Annotated in this window: 16 protein-coding genes; 4 read left to right on the top strand and 12 right to left on the bottom strand. The window is 51.1% G+C overall.

Going from position 1 to position 18,826, the window contains the following annotated elements:
- Positions 1-17: 17 nt before the first annotated feature.
- Positions 18-1,370 carry a HupE/UreJ family protein gene (locus ACJJIV_RS17435; protein WP_444889758.1) on the top strand — a complete coding sequence of 451 codons (1,353 nt, stop codon included), beginning with the start codon at positions 18-20 and terminating at the stop codon, positions 1,368-1,370.
- A 1,017-nt stretch (positions 1,371-2,387) separates the two neighbouring features.
- On the opposite strand, the gene ACJJIV_RS17430 is transcribed toward ACJJIV_RS17435, so the two are convergent.
- From ACJJIV_RS17430 to ACJJIV_RS17375, 12 genes are all read right to left on the bottom strand, one after another.
- Entirely contained in the window at positions 2,388-2,852 is a 465-nt protein-coding gene (locus ACJJIV_RS17430; RefSeq protein ID WP_444889757.1) for an MAPEG family protein, read from the bottom strand.
- A 550-nt stretch (positions 2,853-3,402) separates the two neighbouring features.
- Positions 3,403-3,669, bottom strand: a complete 267-nt coding sequence (locus tag ACJJIV_RS17425; protein ID WP_444889756.1) for a hypothetical protein — start codon at positions 3,667-3,669, stop codon at positions 3,403-3,405.
- A gap of 222 nt (positions 3,670-3,891) precedes the next feature.
- A complete protein-coding gene (locus tag ACJJIV_RS17420; protein ID WP_444889755.1) occupies positions 3,892-4,581 on the bottom strand; it encodes a hypothetical protein in 690 nt (229 codons plus the stop codon).
- Between the two features lie 346 nt (positions 4,582-4,927).
- Positions 4,928-6,412 (bottom strand): lysine--tRNA ligase, encoded by a 1,485-nt coding sequence (gene lysS / locus ACJJIV_RS17415; protein WP_444889754.1) that lies wholly within the window; start codon positions 6,410-6,412, stop codon positions 4,928-4,930.
- Positions 6,413-6,496: 84 nt separating this feature from the next.
- Positions 6,497-7,592, bottom strand: a protein-coding gene (gene prfB / locus ACJJIV_RS17410; protein ID WP_157533496.1) for a peptide chain release factor 2 whose coding sequence is annotated in 2 segments (ribosomal slippage) — positions 6,497-7,519 and positions 7,521-7,592 — 1,095 coding nt in all. Because the reading frame shifts where the segments join, the coding sequence is not laid out codon by codon here.
- A 100-nt stretch (positions 7,593-7,692) separates the two neighbouring features.
- Complete coding sequence (locus ACJJIV_RS17405) at positions 7,693-8,088, bottom strand: MerR family transcriptional regulator (RefSeq protein WP_444889753.1); 396 nt, start codon at positions 8,086-8,088, stop codon at positions 7,693-7,695.
- A 37-nt stretch (positions 8,089-8,125) separates the two neighbouring features.
- Positions 8,126-8,575 (bottom strand): hypothetical protein, encoded by a 450-nt coding sequence (locus ACJJIV_RS17400; protein ID WP_444884196.1) that lies wholly within the window; start codon positions 8,573-8,575, stop codon positions 8,126-8,128.
- Positions 8,576-8,608: 33 nt separating this feature from the next.
- Positions 8,609-9,229, bottom strand: coding sequence for a LysE family translocator (locus ACJJIV_RS17395; RefSeq protein ID WP_444889752.1), 621 nt, complete (start codon positions 9,227-9,229; stop codon positions 8,609-8,611).
- 9 nt (positions 9,230-9,238) lie between these two features.
- Entirely contained in the window at positions 9,239-10,150 is a 912-nt protein-coding gene (locus tag ACJJIV_RS17390) for a DMT family transporter (RefSeq protein ID WP_444889751.1), read from the bottom strand.
- A 77-nt stretch (positions 10,151-10,227) separates the two neighbouring features.
- Complete coding sequence (recJ, locus tag ACJJIV_RS17385; protein ID WP_444889750.1) at positions 10,228-11,955, bottom strand: single-stranded-DNA-specific exonuclease RecJ; 1,728 nt, start codon at positions 11,953-11,955, stop codon at positions 10,228-10,230.
- 49 nt (positions 11,956-12,004) lie between these two features.
- A complete protein-coding gene (gene thrC / locus ACJJIV_RS17380) occupies positions 12,005-13,417 on the bottom strand; it encodes a threonine synthase (RefSeq protein ID WP_444889749.1) in 1,413 nt (470 codons plus the stop codon).
- A 91-nt stretch (positions 13,418-13,508) separates the two neighbouring features.
- Positions 13,509-14,831: a homoserine dehydrogenase gene (locus ACJJIV_RS17375; RefSeq protein WP_444885898.1), complete on the bottom strand. Its 1,323-nt coding sequence runs from the start codon at positions 14,829-14,831 to the stop codon at positions 13,509-13,511.
- Positions 14,832-15,215: 384 nt separating this feature from the next.
- Between ACJJIV_RS17375 and ACJJIV_RS17370 the strand changes: the two genes are divergently transcribed.
- From ACJJIV_RS17370 to aspA, 3 genes are all read left to right on the top strand, one after another.
- A complete protein-coding gene (locus tag ACJJIV_RS17370) occupies positions 15,216-16,223 on the top strand; it encodes an asparaginase (protein ID WP_444889748.1) in 1,008 nt (335 codons plus the stop codon).
- A 161-nt stretch (positions 16,224-16,384) separates the two neighbouring features.
- Positions 16,385-17,197 (top strand): helix-turn-helix domain-containing protein, encoded by an 813-nt coding sequence (locus tag ACJJIV_RS17365; protein ID WP_444889747.1) that lies wholly within the window; start codon positions 16,385-16,387, stop codon positions 17,195-17,197.
- A 128-nt stretch (positions 17,198-17,325) separates the two neighbouring features.
- Positions 17,326-18,792 (top strand): aspartate ammonia-lyase, encoded by a 1,467-nt coding sequence (gene aspA, locus ACJJIV_RS17360; RefSeq protein ID WP_252082635.1) that lies wholly within the window; start codon positions 17,326-17,328, stop codon positions 18,790-18,792.
- Positions 18,793-18,826: the final 34 nt, after the last annotated feature.

Genomic DNA, 18,826 nt, shown 5'->3' with positions numbered 1-18,826 from the left:
GTTGGTAACCAAGTGCTATGAAAAAAAGTAACTCAAATTTAATTAATTTTCTTTCTTTTGCTCTGGCTCTCCACCTATATGTAATATCTCAAATCACTGAAGCCCACTTTTCACTAAACCTAAATATAAGAATTCTACATATTGAGCACAGCGTCAATGGAGCCAGCCTCTATATGAGACTGCCTCTTTCCTATTTACTGGCGGATAAGGCGCAACATAGCATTGATCCCTACTCGGGGAAAATTTCATATCAAGTACTATATACTCGTAACAGCCTGGAAAATGATCGGCTGGCTCACTATGTGGATGTCGAACAGTTCACGATCCACCCTGAGGGGCTGGGCAATATTGCCGCAGCAGCGACACATATCCTCTCTGCTAATCAGGAGCTTAAAGGGCATGTAAAGTCAGTACGTCTTTATCCTATCGGCAACGAGCCAGCTTTTGCCACACTTGCAGAGGCAAAACGAGCCCTTTCTAATAACTTTGAACAGATGGCACTTAACAACTCACTCCATGTCAGTGACACACTGGTTGATATCCACATCCATTACCCTACTCAGCAACAGCTGGAAGAATATCAACTCTTTAGCTCCCTGAATCCAGGGCTTCCCGATCAAGAAAATACTGCAAATTTAATCCTCAGTTACAACCCTGGAAAAATCCAGATTTTCCGCTCTAGGGGGCTAATGCGAGAGCCTGTTCAAATCCGTTATTCCAGTATAGATGCCATCAATACCTTTCTAAAGGAGGGTATGGTACATATTATTCAGGGGCTAGATCATGTGCTTTTTGTACTTTGTCTTAGTCTTGGTGCCCTCGCTCTCCCCTTATTATTCTGGCGTGTCACGGCCTTCACTATCGGCCACAGTATTACCCTATCCGTAGGTTTCTTTGGTTTTATTCCTAGCACTGTCTGGTTTGTCCCACTGATTGAAACCGGAATCGCCATTTCCATAATCTATATTGCCTGGCTTTCAATGAGACAAAAATCGATCGCCTCTACATCCAGCGAGCGCACAATTTTTTTGACTTCCTTGATGCTGGGCTTATTGCATGGACTCGGATTTTCCTTTGTATTACACGAAATACTCAACATCAACTCACCTAATATTTGGCAAAGCTTGTTAGCATTTAATCTCGGCGTAGAAGCCGGTCAAATTTTAATAATTTTAGCAATCTGGCCTCTGCTTTATTTGGCCAGACGTCGACAGGAAAACTGGGAATCTAACCTACGCTACACAATTGCCACTATATGCTGCACCATTGCCTTACTCTGGACTTTTGAGAGGGGTTATGAATTGGTGAACGTAATACAGCAAAAAAACCAACCCAGAACCAATATTACAATCAGCAACAGTAAAACCTAATTCATGATTTTACCAGAGAGGAAGTTATAAGCCTCATTATATCGAACAATAAATCTAACGATTTAAAGTTAAAGATAGCCACAAATCAAGCAGCACTCTATTTACTGGTTTTGCAACCAGAAACCGAAAGACAACCAACCCTATAGATTCAATGAAACAAGCGAACAAAAAGGTATTATTTTTTATAACCATCGCTATTCGCCCACAAGGGATCTTATTAAACTCACCAGCGGAGTGCATTCTGCACACTATTAGCCACCTTCCCCCTGCCTAATCACCGAAAACAAATTCGATCACACCCTGCTTAGAGCAGAATAAAAATAGCATCCATATAACATATGGTCATCTCAGAACGAATGGTATCTTTTAGACTAAAGGAGAAAATCACTGATATCATCATAAATAACTTGGCGTATTTTTCGAGACAAATTGCATCTACCCAATTGAATCAGGGGTTCTGCACGGACACCTGAATGCACTCTAATACTGGAATCACTTGCAGCCTTTCATGTATTTTGCACGACATAAGCCGGGAAAAATAAATCCACTTCGCTACAGCCCCACTGGAGTTCTCTCAGTATGCATGACTACCAAATCTATACCCTAGAAGAGCAGCTCCTTGTATTATCTACCCACCCATTAATCGACAATACTGCTTCCATTAAACGAAAAAAAGAATAACAGGAAACTTATACAGAAAAAAATGGGGATGCAACCGCCCCTTAGTTAATCAGAATTAAAACCACCTACCCCACAAACAAGAGAGCCTGCTCTTAGGCTAGGTCAATCTGGAACAAATACTAGTAGCCAAAAAGATGCTTCCCTCCATTTACAACTTACAAACATTCAATCTCGGGGGACATGATCATCCCTAGCAGATGGGTTGGTAAAGCACTCTTTCTTCGACGGCAAAACGGGGGCAGTGGCCACACACCAAATCAGATTAGCTTTACCAAGTTAATATCACCTCAATCAATAACAAGCACCAAAATATAACGAATAATTTTGCTTTTTTAGTTACCATTTAAAGGCTTGAATCGCTGCTTTACATATTAGGATTACCAAGGAAATATTGGATAAAGCGAAGATAACAAAGCGAAATTCTATTTTATTCACTAAAGCCTGAACAAGGCTATGAATCACTCTTAAACCCACATATGCCCAAGCAGTATAAACGATAAGCTCCGTGGCTGCGCCTAGAAAAGCCAATGAGAAAACTGCTGCGTAAAATAGAGTAGGCTGCTCCATTAAATGATTATAATTATCCGCCTTCCATCTAACCCTTGCCGGAAGCTCTGACATTTGGACTCCGGACGGCACCTCAGAATCCAACTTCATTTTCATAGATGCAATCGCCGGCAATCTTGTTGCGTACATCCAAAACCACATAACCATTGACCAAGCCAGCAAAGCCACTACTGGCTGAATTAATTGAACCGTTGAATTCATCTTATTCCCAATAGTTAAATTTTTATTTTCCAATAATGCACTGGACCTTTAGGGAAGCAAAATTACGAAGATTAAATTATATCACCTCACCCACCAAGCCAAAGCTATCAAACTTAATCTAATTCAACATGCAATAGCAGATACGGATTCCCTCAACCATCCAACTGCGATTAAACAACAGTTACCTCTAACTTTCTTAAAAACCCAGGAATTGACCTCTATATTCATCGATATTTTTCTGTTACGCCTAACTTTTATCAAATATCTAGCACAGCAAGGGTACCGGCCTCAGACCCTATCAACTCAAGCGCAATAAGCAACATTTCAACAATCCTATCATTCATCCCACAGAAACCAAATACCCAACTCCATTTATCACGCACAGTAAATCAACTTTATCAAAATATTACTGCACAATAAAAACTTACACTTGAAAAAACACCTCTATTTACTAGATATTTGTTACCGCATATTCATAAAACTCTGGAGTTTCAGAGGACTCAAACTTACTGACTTTTGTTACATTAATTTTTGAAAAAACCTCTTAAAACTAAAGTGAAAAGCACCCTCCTTATAGACTGCGTCACATATCACTGACTGGTTTCCTTAAACATAAAACCCTAACTATTTTACTTGCCATCCCTTGACTGCGATATTTTGGAAGAATAAAGATATTAGACAATTCCGGCATTTCCATACCAACAATTTCGGCCTGCTCTATAGTTACAAAACCAGCATCCCCACCTTCAGCCAGAATAATATATGCATCACATTCTTCATTGCCAGATATCACATCACTTAGACGCCCTTCATCTATATTGTACCGACCTCTACTATCAATATTTTCCAAATTAAAGGAGCCCTGATAATATTGATAGAACTAACACAACATAAAAAACGGGTCTGCATCACCTCTAATAGCCTCATAAGCCATAATCCCATATATTCTTGCAGGCTCATAAAGTGATAATTTCAATCATCATTATCATAGCTGCCATTTAAAATGGAAAACTGATAAGAGGTATTTATAAAGGGAAACCAAGCTCAGCGCAGAAACAAAAAACTATTCCATTTACCAGCGCCAAGTCACCGCCAGATAGGGTCCATGCTGGGTAATATCATAGGCAAAGCGACCATCAGAAAGTCGATCGGAATAATTAATACTGTAATATTGGTAGCCCAGGCGCAATGAGGTGGTTTTCCAGGCGCGCCAGTCTAATCCTGCCAATAGATTCCACTGCAAATCATCACCACCAGCTCCAAAACCGCCGATTTCGGTACGCGCCCCCAGGGTCAGGCAGTCATTCACAGCAAAGCCCACACGGGTACCAATAGTCGGCTCCCACCAACTTTTGCGGCCGCCCAAACGATTTTGGATTTCTGGCATTCTGCCGATATCAATACCCACGCGGGCTTTCACTTCCTGCCTCAGGCGATTCCAACGTACACCCACGCCTATATCCCAAAAATAGCGCCGCTCGCTTTCGCCAAAATGGCCTTGCAGTACCCGGTAAGCGCCAAATGCAGCCACCCACGCCTGATGAACATCCACATTCACATCGATATCAACATCTATATCCAACTGGGGATTTCGGGGTGGCGCAATCGTTGTGCCCTCATTTAAATTGAGGTGTACATAATAGAGGTCAGAAACTAGGCCAAAGCGTCCTTTCCAAGCTTCCAGACGTACAGAAAAAGCCGCATTCAGGAGCTCTAGGGTTTTTCTTAAGTTCAGATCTACATCCACAGTGGTATCCGCCACTGTGGCCTTTCCTTTGGTGCGAAGTGGCAGAAAAATGTAAGGGGTGGCCGCAAAGCGCCAGTCATCTACGGTTGTCGCAGGGGGGCGGCTCTGAGGCGCATATTGGGCTGAAATTGCACACGAAAAAAAAAGCGCTATTAACCCAGAAATAATTACCACCGCCCTTATTACTGACAAGAGCATCTCCATTTAATGGTTTTACCGAGGTTCAATCTCAATAAGCATCCATTAAGAATAGATAGCGATAGCCAGGCGGGGAATTGACCGAAGGGAAAGCACCGCGCCGGAAATGGCGCGGTGGCTGCAGGCACTTGGGATAGTGCGCAGGGTTTACGTTTTTGTTCGCTTAGTCGTTCGCTTCAGGGCGCATATGCGGGAACAGCAGTACGTCGCGGATCGATGGAGAGTTGGTAAACAGCATTACCAGACGGTCAATGCCGATGCCCTCTCCAGCGGTGGGCGGCAAGCCGTATTCCAGCGCGCGGATATAGTCGGCGTCGTAATGCATGGCTTCGTCGTCACCGGCATCTTTTTCCGCAACCTGGGCCTTGAAGCGTTCGGCCTGATCTTCCGCGTCGTTCAACTCGGAGAAACCATTGGCAATCTCGCGACCGCCAACGAAGAATTCAAAGCGGTCGGTGACAAACGGGTTTTCATCGTTGCGGCGAGCCAGCGGAGACACCTCGGTTGGGTACTCAGTGATAAAGGTCGGCTGGTCGAGGCGGTGCTCTACAGTCTTCTCGAAAATCTCGATCTGTACCTTACCCAGGCCCCAGCTGTCTTTCAGCGGGATTTCCAGCTTCTCGGCAACGGCGCGGGCGGATTCGATATTGTCGATATCGGCCGCAGTCAGTTCCGGGTTGTAGTGCAGAATGGAGTCGAATACAGACAAACGCGCGAACGGCTTGGAGAAGTCGTAGCTGCTGTCCTGGTATTCCACAGTGGTGGAGCCCAGTACATCTTCACAGATTCCGCGCAGCATCTTCTCGGTGAGGTCCATCAGGTCGTTGTAGTCCGCATACGCCTGGTAGAACTCAAGCATGGTGAATTCGGGGTTGTGGCGCGTGGACAGGCCCTCGTTGCGGAAGTTGCGGTTGATCTCGTAAACCCGCTCAAAACCACCCACGACCAGACGCTTCAGGTACAGCTCCGGGGCAATACGCAGGTACATATCGATATCCAGCGCATTGTGGTGGGTAACAAACGGACGCGCGCTGGCACCACCGGGAATAACTTGCAGCATGGGTGTTTCCACTTCCATAAACTGCTGGGCGTTGAGGAAGTCGCGGATGTACTCGATCACTTTGGAGCGCACGCGGAACACTTCACGGGCTTCCGGCGTGGCGATCAGGTCCACGTAGCGCTGGCGATAACGCATTTCCTGGTCGGCGATGCCGTGGAATTTTTCCGGCAGTGGGCGCAGCGCTTTGGTTAGCAGGCTGTACTCTTCACAGTTGACGTAGAGATCGCCCTTGCCGGATTTGTGCAGTGTGCCTTTTACGCCGACGATATCGCCGATATCCCAGGCACCGAAGCGCTCTTTAATATCTTTCTGTGCCGCTTTATCGGCGTAGAGCTGGATGCGGTCGGACACATCCTGGATCACCATAAAGGGTCCGCGTTTAGCCAGGATTCGCCCTGCTACGCACGCCCGTTTACCCAGTTCTTCCAGCTCCTCTTTCTGTTTATCGCCGAACTCAGCTTGCAGGTCGGCAGCGAGGTTCTCGCGGCGAAAACTGTTGGGGAAAGCATTGCCCTTCTCGCGCAGAGCGGAAAGCTTGGTGCGACGCTCGGCGATCAGTTTGTTTTCGTCTTGCTGGATATCAGTCATGGTGATCTATCAGTTTTGTGAGTGATATTACCCCTCGTCCCATTAGTGAGAGACGAGGGGCGCGGTGAGAGTGGAGTCTTTAAATCAGAGGCCGGCTTTGAGGCTGGCTTCGATAAACTGGTCCAGGTCTCCATCCAGTACTGCCTGGCAGTTGCTGGTCTGGACACTGGTACGCAGGTCCTTGATACGCTGGTCGTCCAACACGTAGGAGCGGATCTGGCTGCCCCAACCGATGTCGGCCTTGCTGTCTTCCATGGCCTGCTTCTCTGCGTTGCGCTTGAGCATTTCCTGCTCGTACATTTTTGCGCGCAGCATTTTCCAGGCTTTATCGCGGTTCTGGTGCTGGGAGCGCTCGCTCTGGCACTGTACGACGATGCCGGATTCTGTGTGGGTCAAACGCACCGCAGAATCGGTTTTGTTCACGTGCTGACCACCGGCGCCGGACGCGCGGTAAGTATCTTCACGCACCTGGGATTTGTCGATTTCAATCTCGATATTGTCATCGATTTCCGGCGACACAAATACCGAGCTGAAAGAAGTGTGACGGCGGTTGCCGGAATCAAACGGCGATTTGCGCACCAGGCGATGTACGCCGGTTTCTGTGCGTAGCCAGCCGAAGGCATGGTCGCCGGCAAAGTGCACGGTGGCGCTCTTGATACCGGCCACTTCCCCTGCGGAGACCTCTTCCAGGGTGGTCTTGAAACCGTGGGCTTCACCCCAGCGTAGGTACATACGCAGGATCATTTCCGCCCAGTCCTGGGCCTCGGTACCGCCGGAGCCGGCCTGAATATCCAGGTAGGCATTGTTCTCGTCGTTCTCGCCGGAGAACATACGGCGGAATTCCAGAATTCCCAGCTGCTGCTGGAGACCTTCGATCTCAGTGGAGACCTCCCCTACGGAGTCCTCATCATTTTCCTCGACTGCCATTTCCAGCAGTTCGCGGCAATCGGCGATGCCGGAGTCGAGGTTTTCGATGGTATTAACCACCGTTTCCAGGGAGGAGCGCTCGCGCCCCAGTTCCTGCGCGCGGTTGGGGTCATCCCAAACGCTCGGCTCAGCCAGCTCCAGCTCTACTTCGGTAAGGCGTTCTTTCTTGCTGGCGTAGTCAAAGATACCCCCTAAGAACGTCAGTGCGCTCTTCGAGGTCTTTTAATTGATTGAGGAGGGGATTGATTTCCATGAACTTTCGGTGTCCGGACAAAATAAAAAGCGGCGCGCATTCTACCGCAGCGCGCGGGGGTCCTTCCAGTCAGCCAGCCGCTGTAAATTGCGCAAAATCCCTATTTGCCAAACTGGCCGGATAACTGCTGCAAAATCGCGCAGTCCGGTGAGTCATCACCGGCACAACTGTCGACAAACGAATGTAGGGTTTCACGCATTGCCAACATATCGCGCAACTGGGTTTCCAGCATGGAGAGCTTTTCGTGCACCAACTGCTTAGTTTCGCGGCTGTGTCGCTCGGGATTACCCTTAAGCCCCAACAAAGTGCGTACCTCCTCTATGGAGAAGCCGCAGGCGCGAGCGCGCTGGATAAAGCGCAAGGTCTCCAGATTGTCCTCGGTGTAATGGCGGTAGCCATTGGCCTTGCGCGCAGGAGACACCAAACCGATCGATTCATAGTGGCGCAGGGCCTTACTACTGAGCCCCGAATGCTTTGCCGCCTGAGAAATATTCACTGCCAACTCCCAACCTATTGACCACTAGAGTTTACCCTTAAGCGCTGTTATCCCGGCACTGGGAAAATTGATACTGCATCTTTTCGGCGGGGTCGTAACCCAGCTCCAGGGCGGCATCCAGAGCATCCATACTGATCAAGTGCAACAATATATCCCCTGTGGGCGCACCACAGACAGCCGGAAACATTCGATCTGTGCGCACACCGCAGCGGGATTCCTGCACCATCAAACCATTTTCCCGTAACTTGGCCTGACTCTGCTGTAAAGTCATGCCACCGCCCTCGCACTGCTTGCGGCCACTCTTGCGATAGACCCAAACCAGTTCACCCGACCTAGTTGCGGGAGGGTTGGACGTCACCTCTGGCTGACTGGAGCCCGGGGTATTCTCTACCTGATTTTCCATAGCCTTTTCCTCCTTGGCTCCACCGCAGGCCGCCATAGCCAGTAAAGTCAGCACCAGCAGAGCAGACAATTTTATTTTCACCATCACACTTCCTCCATAAAGCAATGGCCACCCAGCTTAAGACAGCGCTAGCCAGGCTCCCACCAGTAACAACAAAGTACCGGAAATACGGTTAATTAAACGTACATTTTCAGCGCGTTCCAGCAGGCGACTGAGGGCCTGACCACCCCCAGCGTAAATCAGCAAACACAAGGTTTCCAGCAACAGTATGGTGGCGATCAACACAGAGAGCTGCGGTGCCAAGGGCTTGCTTTGGTTGATAAAGGGCGGCAACAGAGCAATAAAGAAGGCCCACCCCTTAGGATTTGCAACCGCAGTAATAAACCCCTGAACAATCAGCGCTTTTGCGGAGGGCCGGGCGCGCCCCTGTGCCGCATCCAGAGAAGCCAGCTGCCCCCGGGAACGCCACATCTGTATGCCCATCCAGGCGAGGTAGGCACCACCGCAGTATTTAAATAGCTGAAATACCGTGGGATACTGCACCATCACCACCGCCGCACCAAGCACCGTAGCCAAGGCCACCAGCGCTACTCCTACCAGCTCGCCAACCATCATCCACAGGGTGTGGCGCACCCCCACCGTAATACCAAGGCTTAGGGCCAGCATCATGCACAGTCCCGGGGTTACCGAGGCAAAAAAACTGGCGGGGACAAAAAGCGCGAGTACAGACAATTCCATTGTATTTTCCTAGTGATGGGTACCACTGTGGTTCCCATAATGGCTTACCAGCATCCCAGCCAGCATCAGGCCACAGCCAATCAATTCGGTGGTGTTAAGCATCTCATTAAGGAATAACCAGCCTGCAGCTAGAGCAAACACCGCCTCCAGGCTCATAATCACCGTGGCGTGGGATGGTGCCGCATGGCGCTGAGCCAGCAACTGGAAAGTAAATGCCAACGCAGTGGAGAAAATCATCATGTAGGCGATCGGCCAGGCCGCATCCATAGCGGACTGTATCGTTGCCTGCTCGGTGAAGAGGGATGCCAGGGCCGACAACAGACCACAGACCAGAAACTGAATACAGGCCAGACGCAGTGCATCGTAGCGTTTCACCAAGCGATCCGCAGAGAGCACCTGAATGGCGAAGACAAAAGCACTGGCAAATACCATCAGGTCGCCAACTAACTGAGACTCTTCACTGAAGTCCGCCAGCCAGTAGAGACCAAATAAAGCCAGGCCAATACCGCCCCAAGTCCAGCGATTGGTTTTATGCCCGAGGGACAAACCGATAACCGGCACCAACAAGAGGTAAAACCCGGTGATAAAACCAGCGCGGCCAGCAGTGGTGTAGAGCAGGCTGATCTGTTGCAGCGCCGCACCTAGGAACAACCAAAAACCGAGTAGAGCACCGCCGGGTAAACAGGCTCTCCAGCGGTGGCTAACGGTATGTCCGTTCGCCTCGCCAGGTTGGGAATCTCTGCGCGAAGATAGCCAATAAACGATGGGCACTAAAATAAGGCCGCCGAGGATAAAGCGCCAGGCATTGAACGCCAACGGCTCAATATCTGCCATGGCGATCTTTTGTGGCACAAAGGCAACACCCCAGAAAAGAGCGGCTAATAACAGCAGGACTTCGGCCTGGACTTGTTTACGTTTCACTACTTTTTACTTCCAACCACTTTTTATTACTGCTGTGAACAAGCTCCAAGCAATTCACAACTTTCCGAAAGGTGCTCCTATATAGCCTCCAGCAGGCTCACCATTAATTGCAGGGATTCGCGCCCACGAAATTCATTGACGTCTAACTTGTAAGCCAGGCGCACTCGCTCTGTGGGCTGCGGCCACTGGTCTGTATCTATATTAAAAGCAATGGCATCAAGGGCCAGCTGAGGCGCCTGCAGCGGAGCGACCACCATTTTCAGGTGCCGCTCGCCGACAATGCGTTGCTGAAGCAATAGAAACTCGCCATCGAAGACCGGCTCGGGAAACGCCTGCCCCCAGGGAGCACAGGCACGCAACAGGGCCGCGGTTTGCAGGGTGTAGTCTGCAATATCCAATTCACCATCGGAATCGATCACGGCCTGCAATTGATTCTCATCCAGGCGCTTGCGCACCACTCGTTCAAACTCCGCCCGGAAAGCATTGAGGTTTTGTGCAGGCAGACTCAACCCTGCGGCCATGGCATGACCGCCGAATTTACTGATCAGCTCAGGATTGGCTGCGGCCACATCGCTCAGGGCATCGCGGATATGCAAGCCGGGTATGGAACGCGCCGAGCCTTTTACCAGGTCGTTATCCCCTTCGGCAAAGGCAATTACCGGGCGGTGGAATTTCTCCTTGATACGACTGGCAAGAATACCCACCACCCCTTGATGCCAATTGGCATCGTAGAGACACAGGCTCCAGGGAATTTCCCCCTCCAGCTGCAGTTCTTCCAACGCCGCTAGAGCTTCCCGCTGCATACCCTGCTCTATGGCCTTGCGGTCCCGGTTGAGCATATCCAGCTCCCCCGCCAACTCACGAGCTTCACTGGGATCGCGGGTCAGGAGGCAGCGGATGCCTGTGCCAATATCATCCAGGCGCCCGGCCGCATTGATACGTGGCCCCAGGATAAAACCAATATCGGTGGTGGAAAGCCTGCGTTGGTCTCGCCCGGCCACCTCTAATAAAGCGGAAATACCGGGTCGGCAGCGCCCGGAACGAATACGGGCGATACCCTGGTGCACCAGAATGCGGTTGTTGTGATCCAGCGGCACCAGGTCAGCGACAGTGCCGAGCGCCACCAAATCGAGATATTCGGCCATATTCGGCGGAGCGATACCGCTCTGCGCAAACCAACCGCATTCCTGCAGGGCACTGCGTAGACGACTCAACAGGTAAAAGATAACTCCCACACCGGCGAGATTCTTACTGGGGAAATCACAGTTCGGCTGGTTCGGGTTCACAATGGCATCGGCATCCGGCAGCTCACTGCCGGGCAGGTGGTGATCGGTTACGATCACTGTCATGCCTGCGGCCTTGGCCGCCGCCACCCCATCAATGCTGCTGATGCCGTTATCCACGGTGATCAGCATATCCGGGGCGTAATCCTTGGCCACCTCTACGATTTCCGGGGTGAGGCCGTAACCAAAATCAAAGCGGTTCGGCACCAGGAAGTCCACGCCCTGCGCACCCATGGCCCCCAGTGCCAGCACGGCGAGCGTGCTGCTGGTGGCACCATCGGCATCGAAGTCACCGACGATCAAGATCTTCTGTTGTGCCCGCACGGCTTCCTCCAGCAGTGTCACCGCTGTATCCAGCCCACGCATCGACTGGGGTTGCTGCAGCTTGGCGAGACTGTGGTTCAGGGCCTCCTCGCTGACGATACCGCGACCTAGCAGTACCCTCTGCAAAATTTTGGGGGTTTCAGAAGCAAAACGGCCAGTGGAAAAATCCACTGGCCGCCGCTGAATTGTTGTATTCATTCTCTCTCAGCTATTTTTAATCCGGCCGCCAAGTCCCTCGCTGCGCCAGCTAGTGCCCTTCGGACAGCATGGTCGCCATATAGTCGTGCACCTGGGACAAGTCGTTGGGCAGCACCTTGAATCGCTCTTCGCGTTGCCAGAGGTCCTGCATATGGGCCGGCAGGGGAATTTCGGTTTGTGGCAGTGCCTGCGCCACAGCATCGGGGAATTTTGCCGGGTGTGCGGTGGATAAGCAAACCATTGGCTGCTCGGCGGAGCGGCGCACCCTTCTTGCGGCCTCGACACCAATAGCGGTATGGGGATCGAGCAAATAGCCGGTCGCCAGGTACTGCTCACGAATCACCTCAATAGTACGCGCATCGTCGACCCTATAGCTGGAAAATGTCTTTTGGGCCTGCGCCAGGGCCGATTCGCTCAAGTGCATAGGTACATTGCGATCTGCCAGCAACTCCGCCACTGCGGCACCATCGCGGCCATAGAGATCAAACAGCAGGCGCTCAAAATTGCTCGACACCATGATATCCATGCTGGGCGACAGGCTGTGTATCAGCGGTTTGGGCGTGTGATCGTTATCGCTGATGCAGCGGTGCAGGATATCGTTGGCATTGGTAGCGATCACCAATTGGTCGATTGGCAAACCCATCTGCTTCGCCAGGTAACCGGCAAAAATATCGCCGAAGTTGCCGGTGGGCACGGAGAAATTTACTGTCTTATCTGGTGCGCCCAGGCGCAAGGCCGCGTAAAAGTAGTAGACAATCTGCGCCATAATGCGCGCCCAATTAATGGAGTTCACCGCCACTAAACGGCGCCCATCGGGTAAAAAGGACTGGTTGGCGAAGCTGGCCTTCACCATATTCTGGCAATCGTCGAAATTACCTTCCATGGCAATATTGAACACATTGTCTGACAACACTGTGGTCATCTGCCGGCGCTGTACTTCTGAGACACGATTGTGGGGATGCAAAATAAAAATATCGATATTGTCGCAGTGGCGGCAGCCTTCAATTGCCGCCGAACCGGTATCCCCGGAAGTCGCCCCCATCACCACCACGCGCTCACCACGCTTTTTCAGCAGGTGGTCGAACAACTGACCGAGAAACTGCAGGGCAAAATCTTTAAAGGCCAGAGTCGGGCCGTGGAAAAGCTCCAGAATCCACTCGTTGGTATCGGTCTGCACCAAAGGCGCTACCGCCCTGTGACGAAACTGCCCCTGCCCCAAACCATAAGAGCGCTCGATAATATTGCGCAGCTCCCGCTCACTGAGATCCTCTCCCACAAACGGCCGGATAATTTCAAAAGCCAACCGCTGGTAATCCATACCCGCCATAGCCGCAATATCCACTCGGGAAAATTGCGGGAGTGACTCGGGCACATAGAGACCGCCATCGCTGGCGAGCCCGGTGAGGACAGTATCGGCAAAAGAGAGAGACGGCGCGCGGCCGCGGGTGCTGACAAATTTCACGGTGTTGTTTCGCTCTTGGATCTCGTAGGCAATAAAGAAAACTGGCGCCTATTCATAGAGAAAGGTGCCATCTAGCAATAGGGGAGAAGGCTTAACCGAGGCTCTCCACGCGAATACGCACCACTTTCCCTTCAACCGTATCCAGGGCCTCAATTTGTGTAACCGCTTCGCGCAGGCAGGCCTCCCTAGCACGGCTGGTGAGAATCACCACTGGGACCAATTCTTCCCCATCGACCGGCTCGTGCTGAATCAGGGCCTCAATGCTGATGCCCTGATCGCTACAAATAGTTGCCACTTTGGACATAACTCCGGGCTTATCATGAGCGGAAATACGCAGGTAATAACTGGTGACCACCTCTTCCTCCGGCAACACCAGGGTATCGCCCTGCTCTGCCAAGGCCACCCCGGCAGCCGGTACCCGCTGATCCGGCTTGGCATCCAGGGTGCGCGCCACATCGACAATATCGGCAATCACTGCCGAGGCTGTAGCTTCGGCACCGGCGCCTGCGCCGTAATACAGCGTTGGCCCCACCGCATCGCCGTTGACCAGCACCGCATTCATCACACCATTTACATTGGCGATCAGGCGACGCTGTGGAATCAGGGTTGGATGTACCCGCAGTTCCACCCCCTGCTCTGTGCGGCGCGCGATGCCCAGATGTTTAATGCGATAGCCGAGTTCATCGGCATAGCGGATATCCTCCGGACAAATGCGGCTGATACCCTCGGTATACACCTTGTCGAAGGCAAGCGGGATAGTGAAAGCCAAGGAGGCCATGATTACCAGCTTGTGCGCAGCATCGATGCCTTCTACATCGAAGGTCGGGTCTGCTTCTGCATATCCAAGAGCCTGTGCCTGAACCAGAGCCTCATCAAAACTGCGCCCCTTCTCGCGCATTTCAGTGAGGATATAATTTCCGGTGCCATTAATAATACCGGCGAGCCACTCGATACGGTTGCCCACTAAACCTTCGCGCAGAGATTTAATAATAGGGATGCCACCGGCCACGGCCGCTTCATAGGCAATGGTGACCCCCTTTTGTGCGGCCAGTTCAAACAGCTCATTACCGTGCTCGGCGATCAGAGCCTTGTTGGCGGTCACCACATGCTTGCCGTTTTCAATTGCCACCAGGACCAGCTCGCGCGCTACCGTGGTGCCGCCAATCAGCTCCACCAAAATATCAACATTGGGGTTGTTGGCGACATCGAAGATATCGCGGGTAACATCCAGCTCGCTGGTATCGCAATCGGGGTTGTCACGGCGGGCCCCGACCTGCTCAATCACTACCGAACGGCCACAACGCGCGGCCACTTCGTTTCCATTGCGCGCCAGGACATTGATTGTTCCGCTGCCCACCGTGCCCAAACCGCAAACACCAATACGCACTGCACGCTGCGGCTCTACCGCAGGCATCTGATCCGCCGCCTCTGCGACGTCTTCAATTGTTGCGCTCACAAATTCCCTCCGCACGTAGGCCCCCGGCAATGCACCCCAACCTAAAATGCCACACCAGGAGAAGACGCAATAAAAACAAATAAAATTAACAAAATATCGACAACCTTACCGAGCTGAAAGCAAAAAAGTCAATAAAATTGCGCCAGCCAAACTCCACCCTCAACGATGGGGTAAACGAAATTTTTGTCACCCAAAAGAACTCCTTGAAATAGGAGCCATCCTCAGTAGATGCTATAAGTGCATCTACTAGCATCAGGTACCAGCAACCTGCGAAATTGCATCCACCGCGCCTTTTCCAAAAAATGGGCGCACTGAAAAACGGACTCAGATAGCGGTCGAGTGATGAAAAAAACCCTTATCCTTTATACTGGCGGAACCCTGGGAATGCGCCGCAGTGAATCCGGCTATGTGCCGGACGCCGATCTTGAAGATGCCCTGCAGCGCCTGCTACAGGATGTGATCGGCCAACTGCCGAGCTATGATTTCCAGGCCCTCGACCCGCTCCTCGACAGCGCCAATATGCAGCCCCAGGACTGGTACCGCATCGCCGCCCTGATACGCGACAACTATAGCCACTACACAGGCTTTGTTGTGCTGCACGGCACCGATACTATGGCTTATACCGCCTCTGCGCTGTCCTTCGCCCTGCAGGGACTGGCCAAACCGGTAGTGGTAACCGGCTCTCAGATCCCCTTGCGGGAAATGCGCAGCGACGCCTATAACAATTTAATCGCCGCCTTGCTGTTGAGCGGTTCAGATAGTATCGGTGAGGTCTGCCTCTACTTTAACGGCAAGCTGTTGCGCGGCAACCGTGCGGTAAAAGTTAGCTCCGGCTCACTGGATGCTTTCTCCAGTCCCAATTATCCGAGCCTCGGCGAAGTGGGCATCCAGGTACATATCGATCCTAATGCTTTATTGATGCACGGAGACACACCGCAGTTTGAAATCCCCGATAACGCCGATGGCTGCGTTGTATTGGTGAAACTATTCCCCGGAATTACTCCGCTGTTTCTCAGTAAAGTTATTGAAGCACGCCCACGCGGTATAGTGATTGAAACCTACGGTACCGGCAATGCCCCCACCGACAATCAGGCATTTACCGAGCAGCTTACCAGAGCTACAGAGCTGGGAATTATTTGTGTGGCGGTATCACAATGCCTGGAAAACCATGTGGATCTCGGTAAGTACGCTGCCGGCTCGGCACTACTGCGCGCCGGTGTGATCGGTGGCCTGGATATGACCAGCGAAGCCTGCTATGCCAAATTGAATCATCTGCTAGCCATGAACTATACCAACAGTGAAGTTAAAGACTTAATGGAAACCCCCTTATGCGGGGAATGCACCCCCTAACAAAATCAAACGGGATTTATTGAGCAATGCGCAGAAGAAATTCTGCCAGCCTATCGTTTCAGATATAAATCCCGACGGTTTTTTATCGGGCGACCAAATGTGGCCAGGTATTAGTTTATAGGAAAATACTGGGCATTTAGACCAGAAGCAGATACTCCTTGATGAGCAATAATTTTTCACAAAACTTACGCCTGTTGTGCAGTTTCTATCGCTCCATCGCCGAGGTGTGTCGGCGCATGGGTGTGAACCGAGCACAATTTAATAAATACCTCAGCGGTAATACTCAGCCCTCACAGTACACTCTCAGTAAAATCTGCCACTTCTTTGGTGTTGAACCCCATGAAATTCTGATGCCCGCCGAACAGTTTGAGCAAATTGTTCGGGTACGCCGCACCGCTACGACTGTCGAACCCTCCCGTCCCTACTCTATGGATATTGACTTGCTAATGCGGGAGTCACAGGGGCGCGCTGATAAATACCTGGGCTTTTACTTTGAATATCACTACTCGATGACTTTTCCAGATCATATTATTCGCAGCCTGCTGCATATCGAGTCCGATGGGGAAGGATATTATTTCCAGCGCTTCGAGCGCATGCGCTATCCAGATAGGGAGGAGTGGTACAAATCCCGCTACAAAGGCATGCTGCTTTTTCTCTCGGAGCGTATATTTTTGATTGGCTACGAAGCGCTGACACGCAACGAAATCGCCCAGACAATCCTCTATCCCACCTATAAAAGCCGAGTGAGTTATTTATCCGGCCTCAAGCTGGGTGCCTCTGCCAGTGACCGGCGCGAACCCGTATGTACAAAAGTATTACTGGAATCTCTCGGACGTAATATCAGCATCAAAAACGCACTAAAACTGTGTGGGGTATTTGGCCCAGATTCCGATGAGATCAATCGCAGTATTCGCGAAAATATCCGAGCCTCAAACACTGAGGGTCCACAGAGTTTTTTTGCCACTCCACTTTAAGCATGAATTTATATTAAGGCCCAACCAAGAGGCCCAAATGATAACAACCACGGGCACCCTGTAACCCAGGTTAATCCTGGTTATTGGTGCACTTGCCCCTATGCAGATGAAGAGAAAGCAGAAGTACCATGACAAACGATTTCCACACCCTAAAACCCATGCCGGTATTCACTACCAGTAGTGAATACCGCATCGAAAAAGATTTGCTCGGAGAGCGCGAAGTACCGGCCGATGTCTATTTTGGCATTCAGACCCTGCGCGCCCTGGAAAACTTCCAAATTACTGGTATCACCCTCAACCACTTCCCTAACTTGGTCAAAGCGCTGGCCATGGTGAAGAAGGCTGCGGCTCATGCCAACTGCGAACTCGGCTACCTGGAAAAGAACCTGGAAGCGGCAATTGCCAAAGCCTGCGATGAAATTATTGAAGGCAAGCTGCACGATCAATTCCTGGTAGACATGATTCAAGGCGGTGCCGGCACCTCCACCAATATGAACGCCAATGAAGTAATTGCCAATCGCGCGCTGGAATTGCTCGGCCACAATAAGGGTGAATACAAAAACGCTCACCCCAACAACCATGTAAACCTATCGCAATCCACCAACGATGTTTACCCCTCCTCCATCAACCTAGCAGTCCTGCTCAGCTACAACGACCTGGTGCAGTCTATGGAGGAGCTGTGTATCGAATTTGATGGCAAAGCCAAGGAATTTGCACAGGTTATTAAAATGGGCCGCACCCAGCTACAGGATGCAGTACCCATGACCCTGGGGCAGGAGTTTGCCGCTTTTGCTGCAACCATTCGTGAAGATGTCGCTCGGGTTAAAGAGCTAGTAGCCCTGTTTAAAGAAATCAATATGGGCGGCACCGCAATCGGCACAGGTATTAATACCGACCCGCAATATCGTCAACTGGTTGTATCGGCACTGTCTGAAATTTCCAGCATCGATTTTGTCTGTGCGGAAAATCTGGTAGAGGCCACCTCTGATATGGGTGCCTTCGTCATGTTTTCCGGGGTAATGAAACGTATCGCAGTAAAAATTTCAAAGATCTGCAGCGATCTACGCCTTCTCTCCAGCGGCCCTCGCGCAGGCCTCAACGAAATCAATCTGCCACCGATGCAGCCTGGCTCCTCCATTATGCCTGGCAAGGTAAATCCAGTAATTCCCGAGGTGGTCAACCAGGTGGCCTACCAAGTAATCGGTAACGACCTGACAATCACCTTGGCAGCGGAATCGGGCCAGCTGCAGTTAAATGTCATGGAACCAGTTATCGCCTTCAACTTGCTACAGTCTATGCGCCTAATGACCCAAGCTATGCATACCTTGGCTCAACGCTGTGTCAATGGCATCAGCGCGAATGAAGAGCATTGCCGGCAGTTGGTAGAAAACAGTATCGGCCTGATCACCGCGGTAAATCCGTTTATCGGCTACGAAAATGCCACTCGTATTGCCCAGCAAGCATTGATGACGGGCGCGAGCGTCAAGCAGTTGATTTTGGATGAGGGGTTACTAAGTGAGGAGGAGTTAAATGATATTCTCGCTCCAGAGAATATGACTCAGCCACGTAAAGTAGCATTGAAGAGCCCGACTTAGATAAAAAAGCGGCCGCTTTAGAGAGGCCGCTTTC

The organism is Microbulbifer mixtoriginis (SeqCode), from assembly GCF_052466765.1.
Note: the sequence above shows the minus strand (reverse complement) of the source record. Positions and strands in the feature narration are given on the sequence as shown.

Coding starts and splice junctions, on each gene's coding strand:
- ACJJIV_RS17395 (WP_444889752.1), bottom strand. CDS start 9,229: ATGGAATTGTCTGTACTCGCGCTTTTTGTCCCCGCCAGTTTTTTTGCC.
- ACJJIV_RS17400 (WP_444884196.1), bottom strand. CDS start 8,575: ATGGTGAAAATAAAATTGTCTGCTCTGCTGGTGCTGACTTTACTGGCT.
- ACJJIV_RS17370 (WP_444889748.1), top strand. CDS start 15,216: ATGAAAAAAACCCTTATCCTTTATACTGGCGGAACCCTGGGAATGCGC.
- aspA (WP_252082635.1), top strand. CDS start 17,326: ATGACAAACGATTTCCACACCCTAAAACCCATGCCGGTATTCACTACC.
- lysS (WP_444889754.1), bottom strand. CDS start 6,412: ATGACTGATATCCAGCAAGACGAAAACAAACTGATCGCCGAGCGTCGC.
- ACJJIV_RS17365 (WP_444889747.1), top strand. CDS start 16,385: ATGAGCAATAATTTTTCACAAAACTTACGCCTGTTGTGCAGTTTCTAT.
- ACJJIV_RS17375 (WP_444885898.1), bottom strand. CDS start 14,831: ATGCCTGCGGTAGAGCCGCAGCGTGCAGTGCGTATTGGTGTTTGCGGT.
- recJ (WP_444889750.1), bottom strand. CDS start 11,955: ATGAATACAACAATTCAGCGGCGGCCAGTGGATTTTTCCACTGGCCGT.
- ACJJIV_RS17435 (WP_444889758.1), top strand. CDS start 18: ATGAAAAAAAGTAACTCAAATTTAATTAATTTTCTTTCTTTTGCTCTG.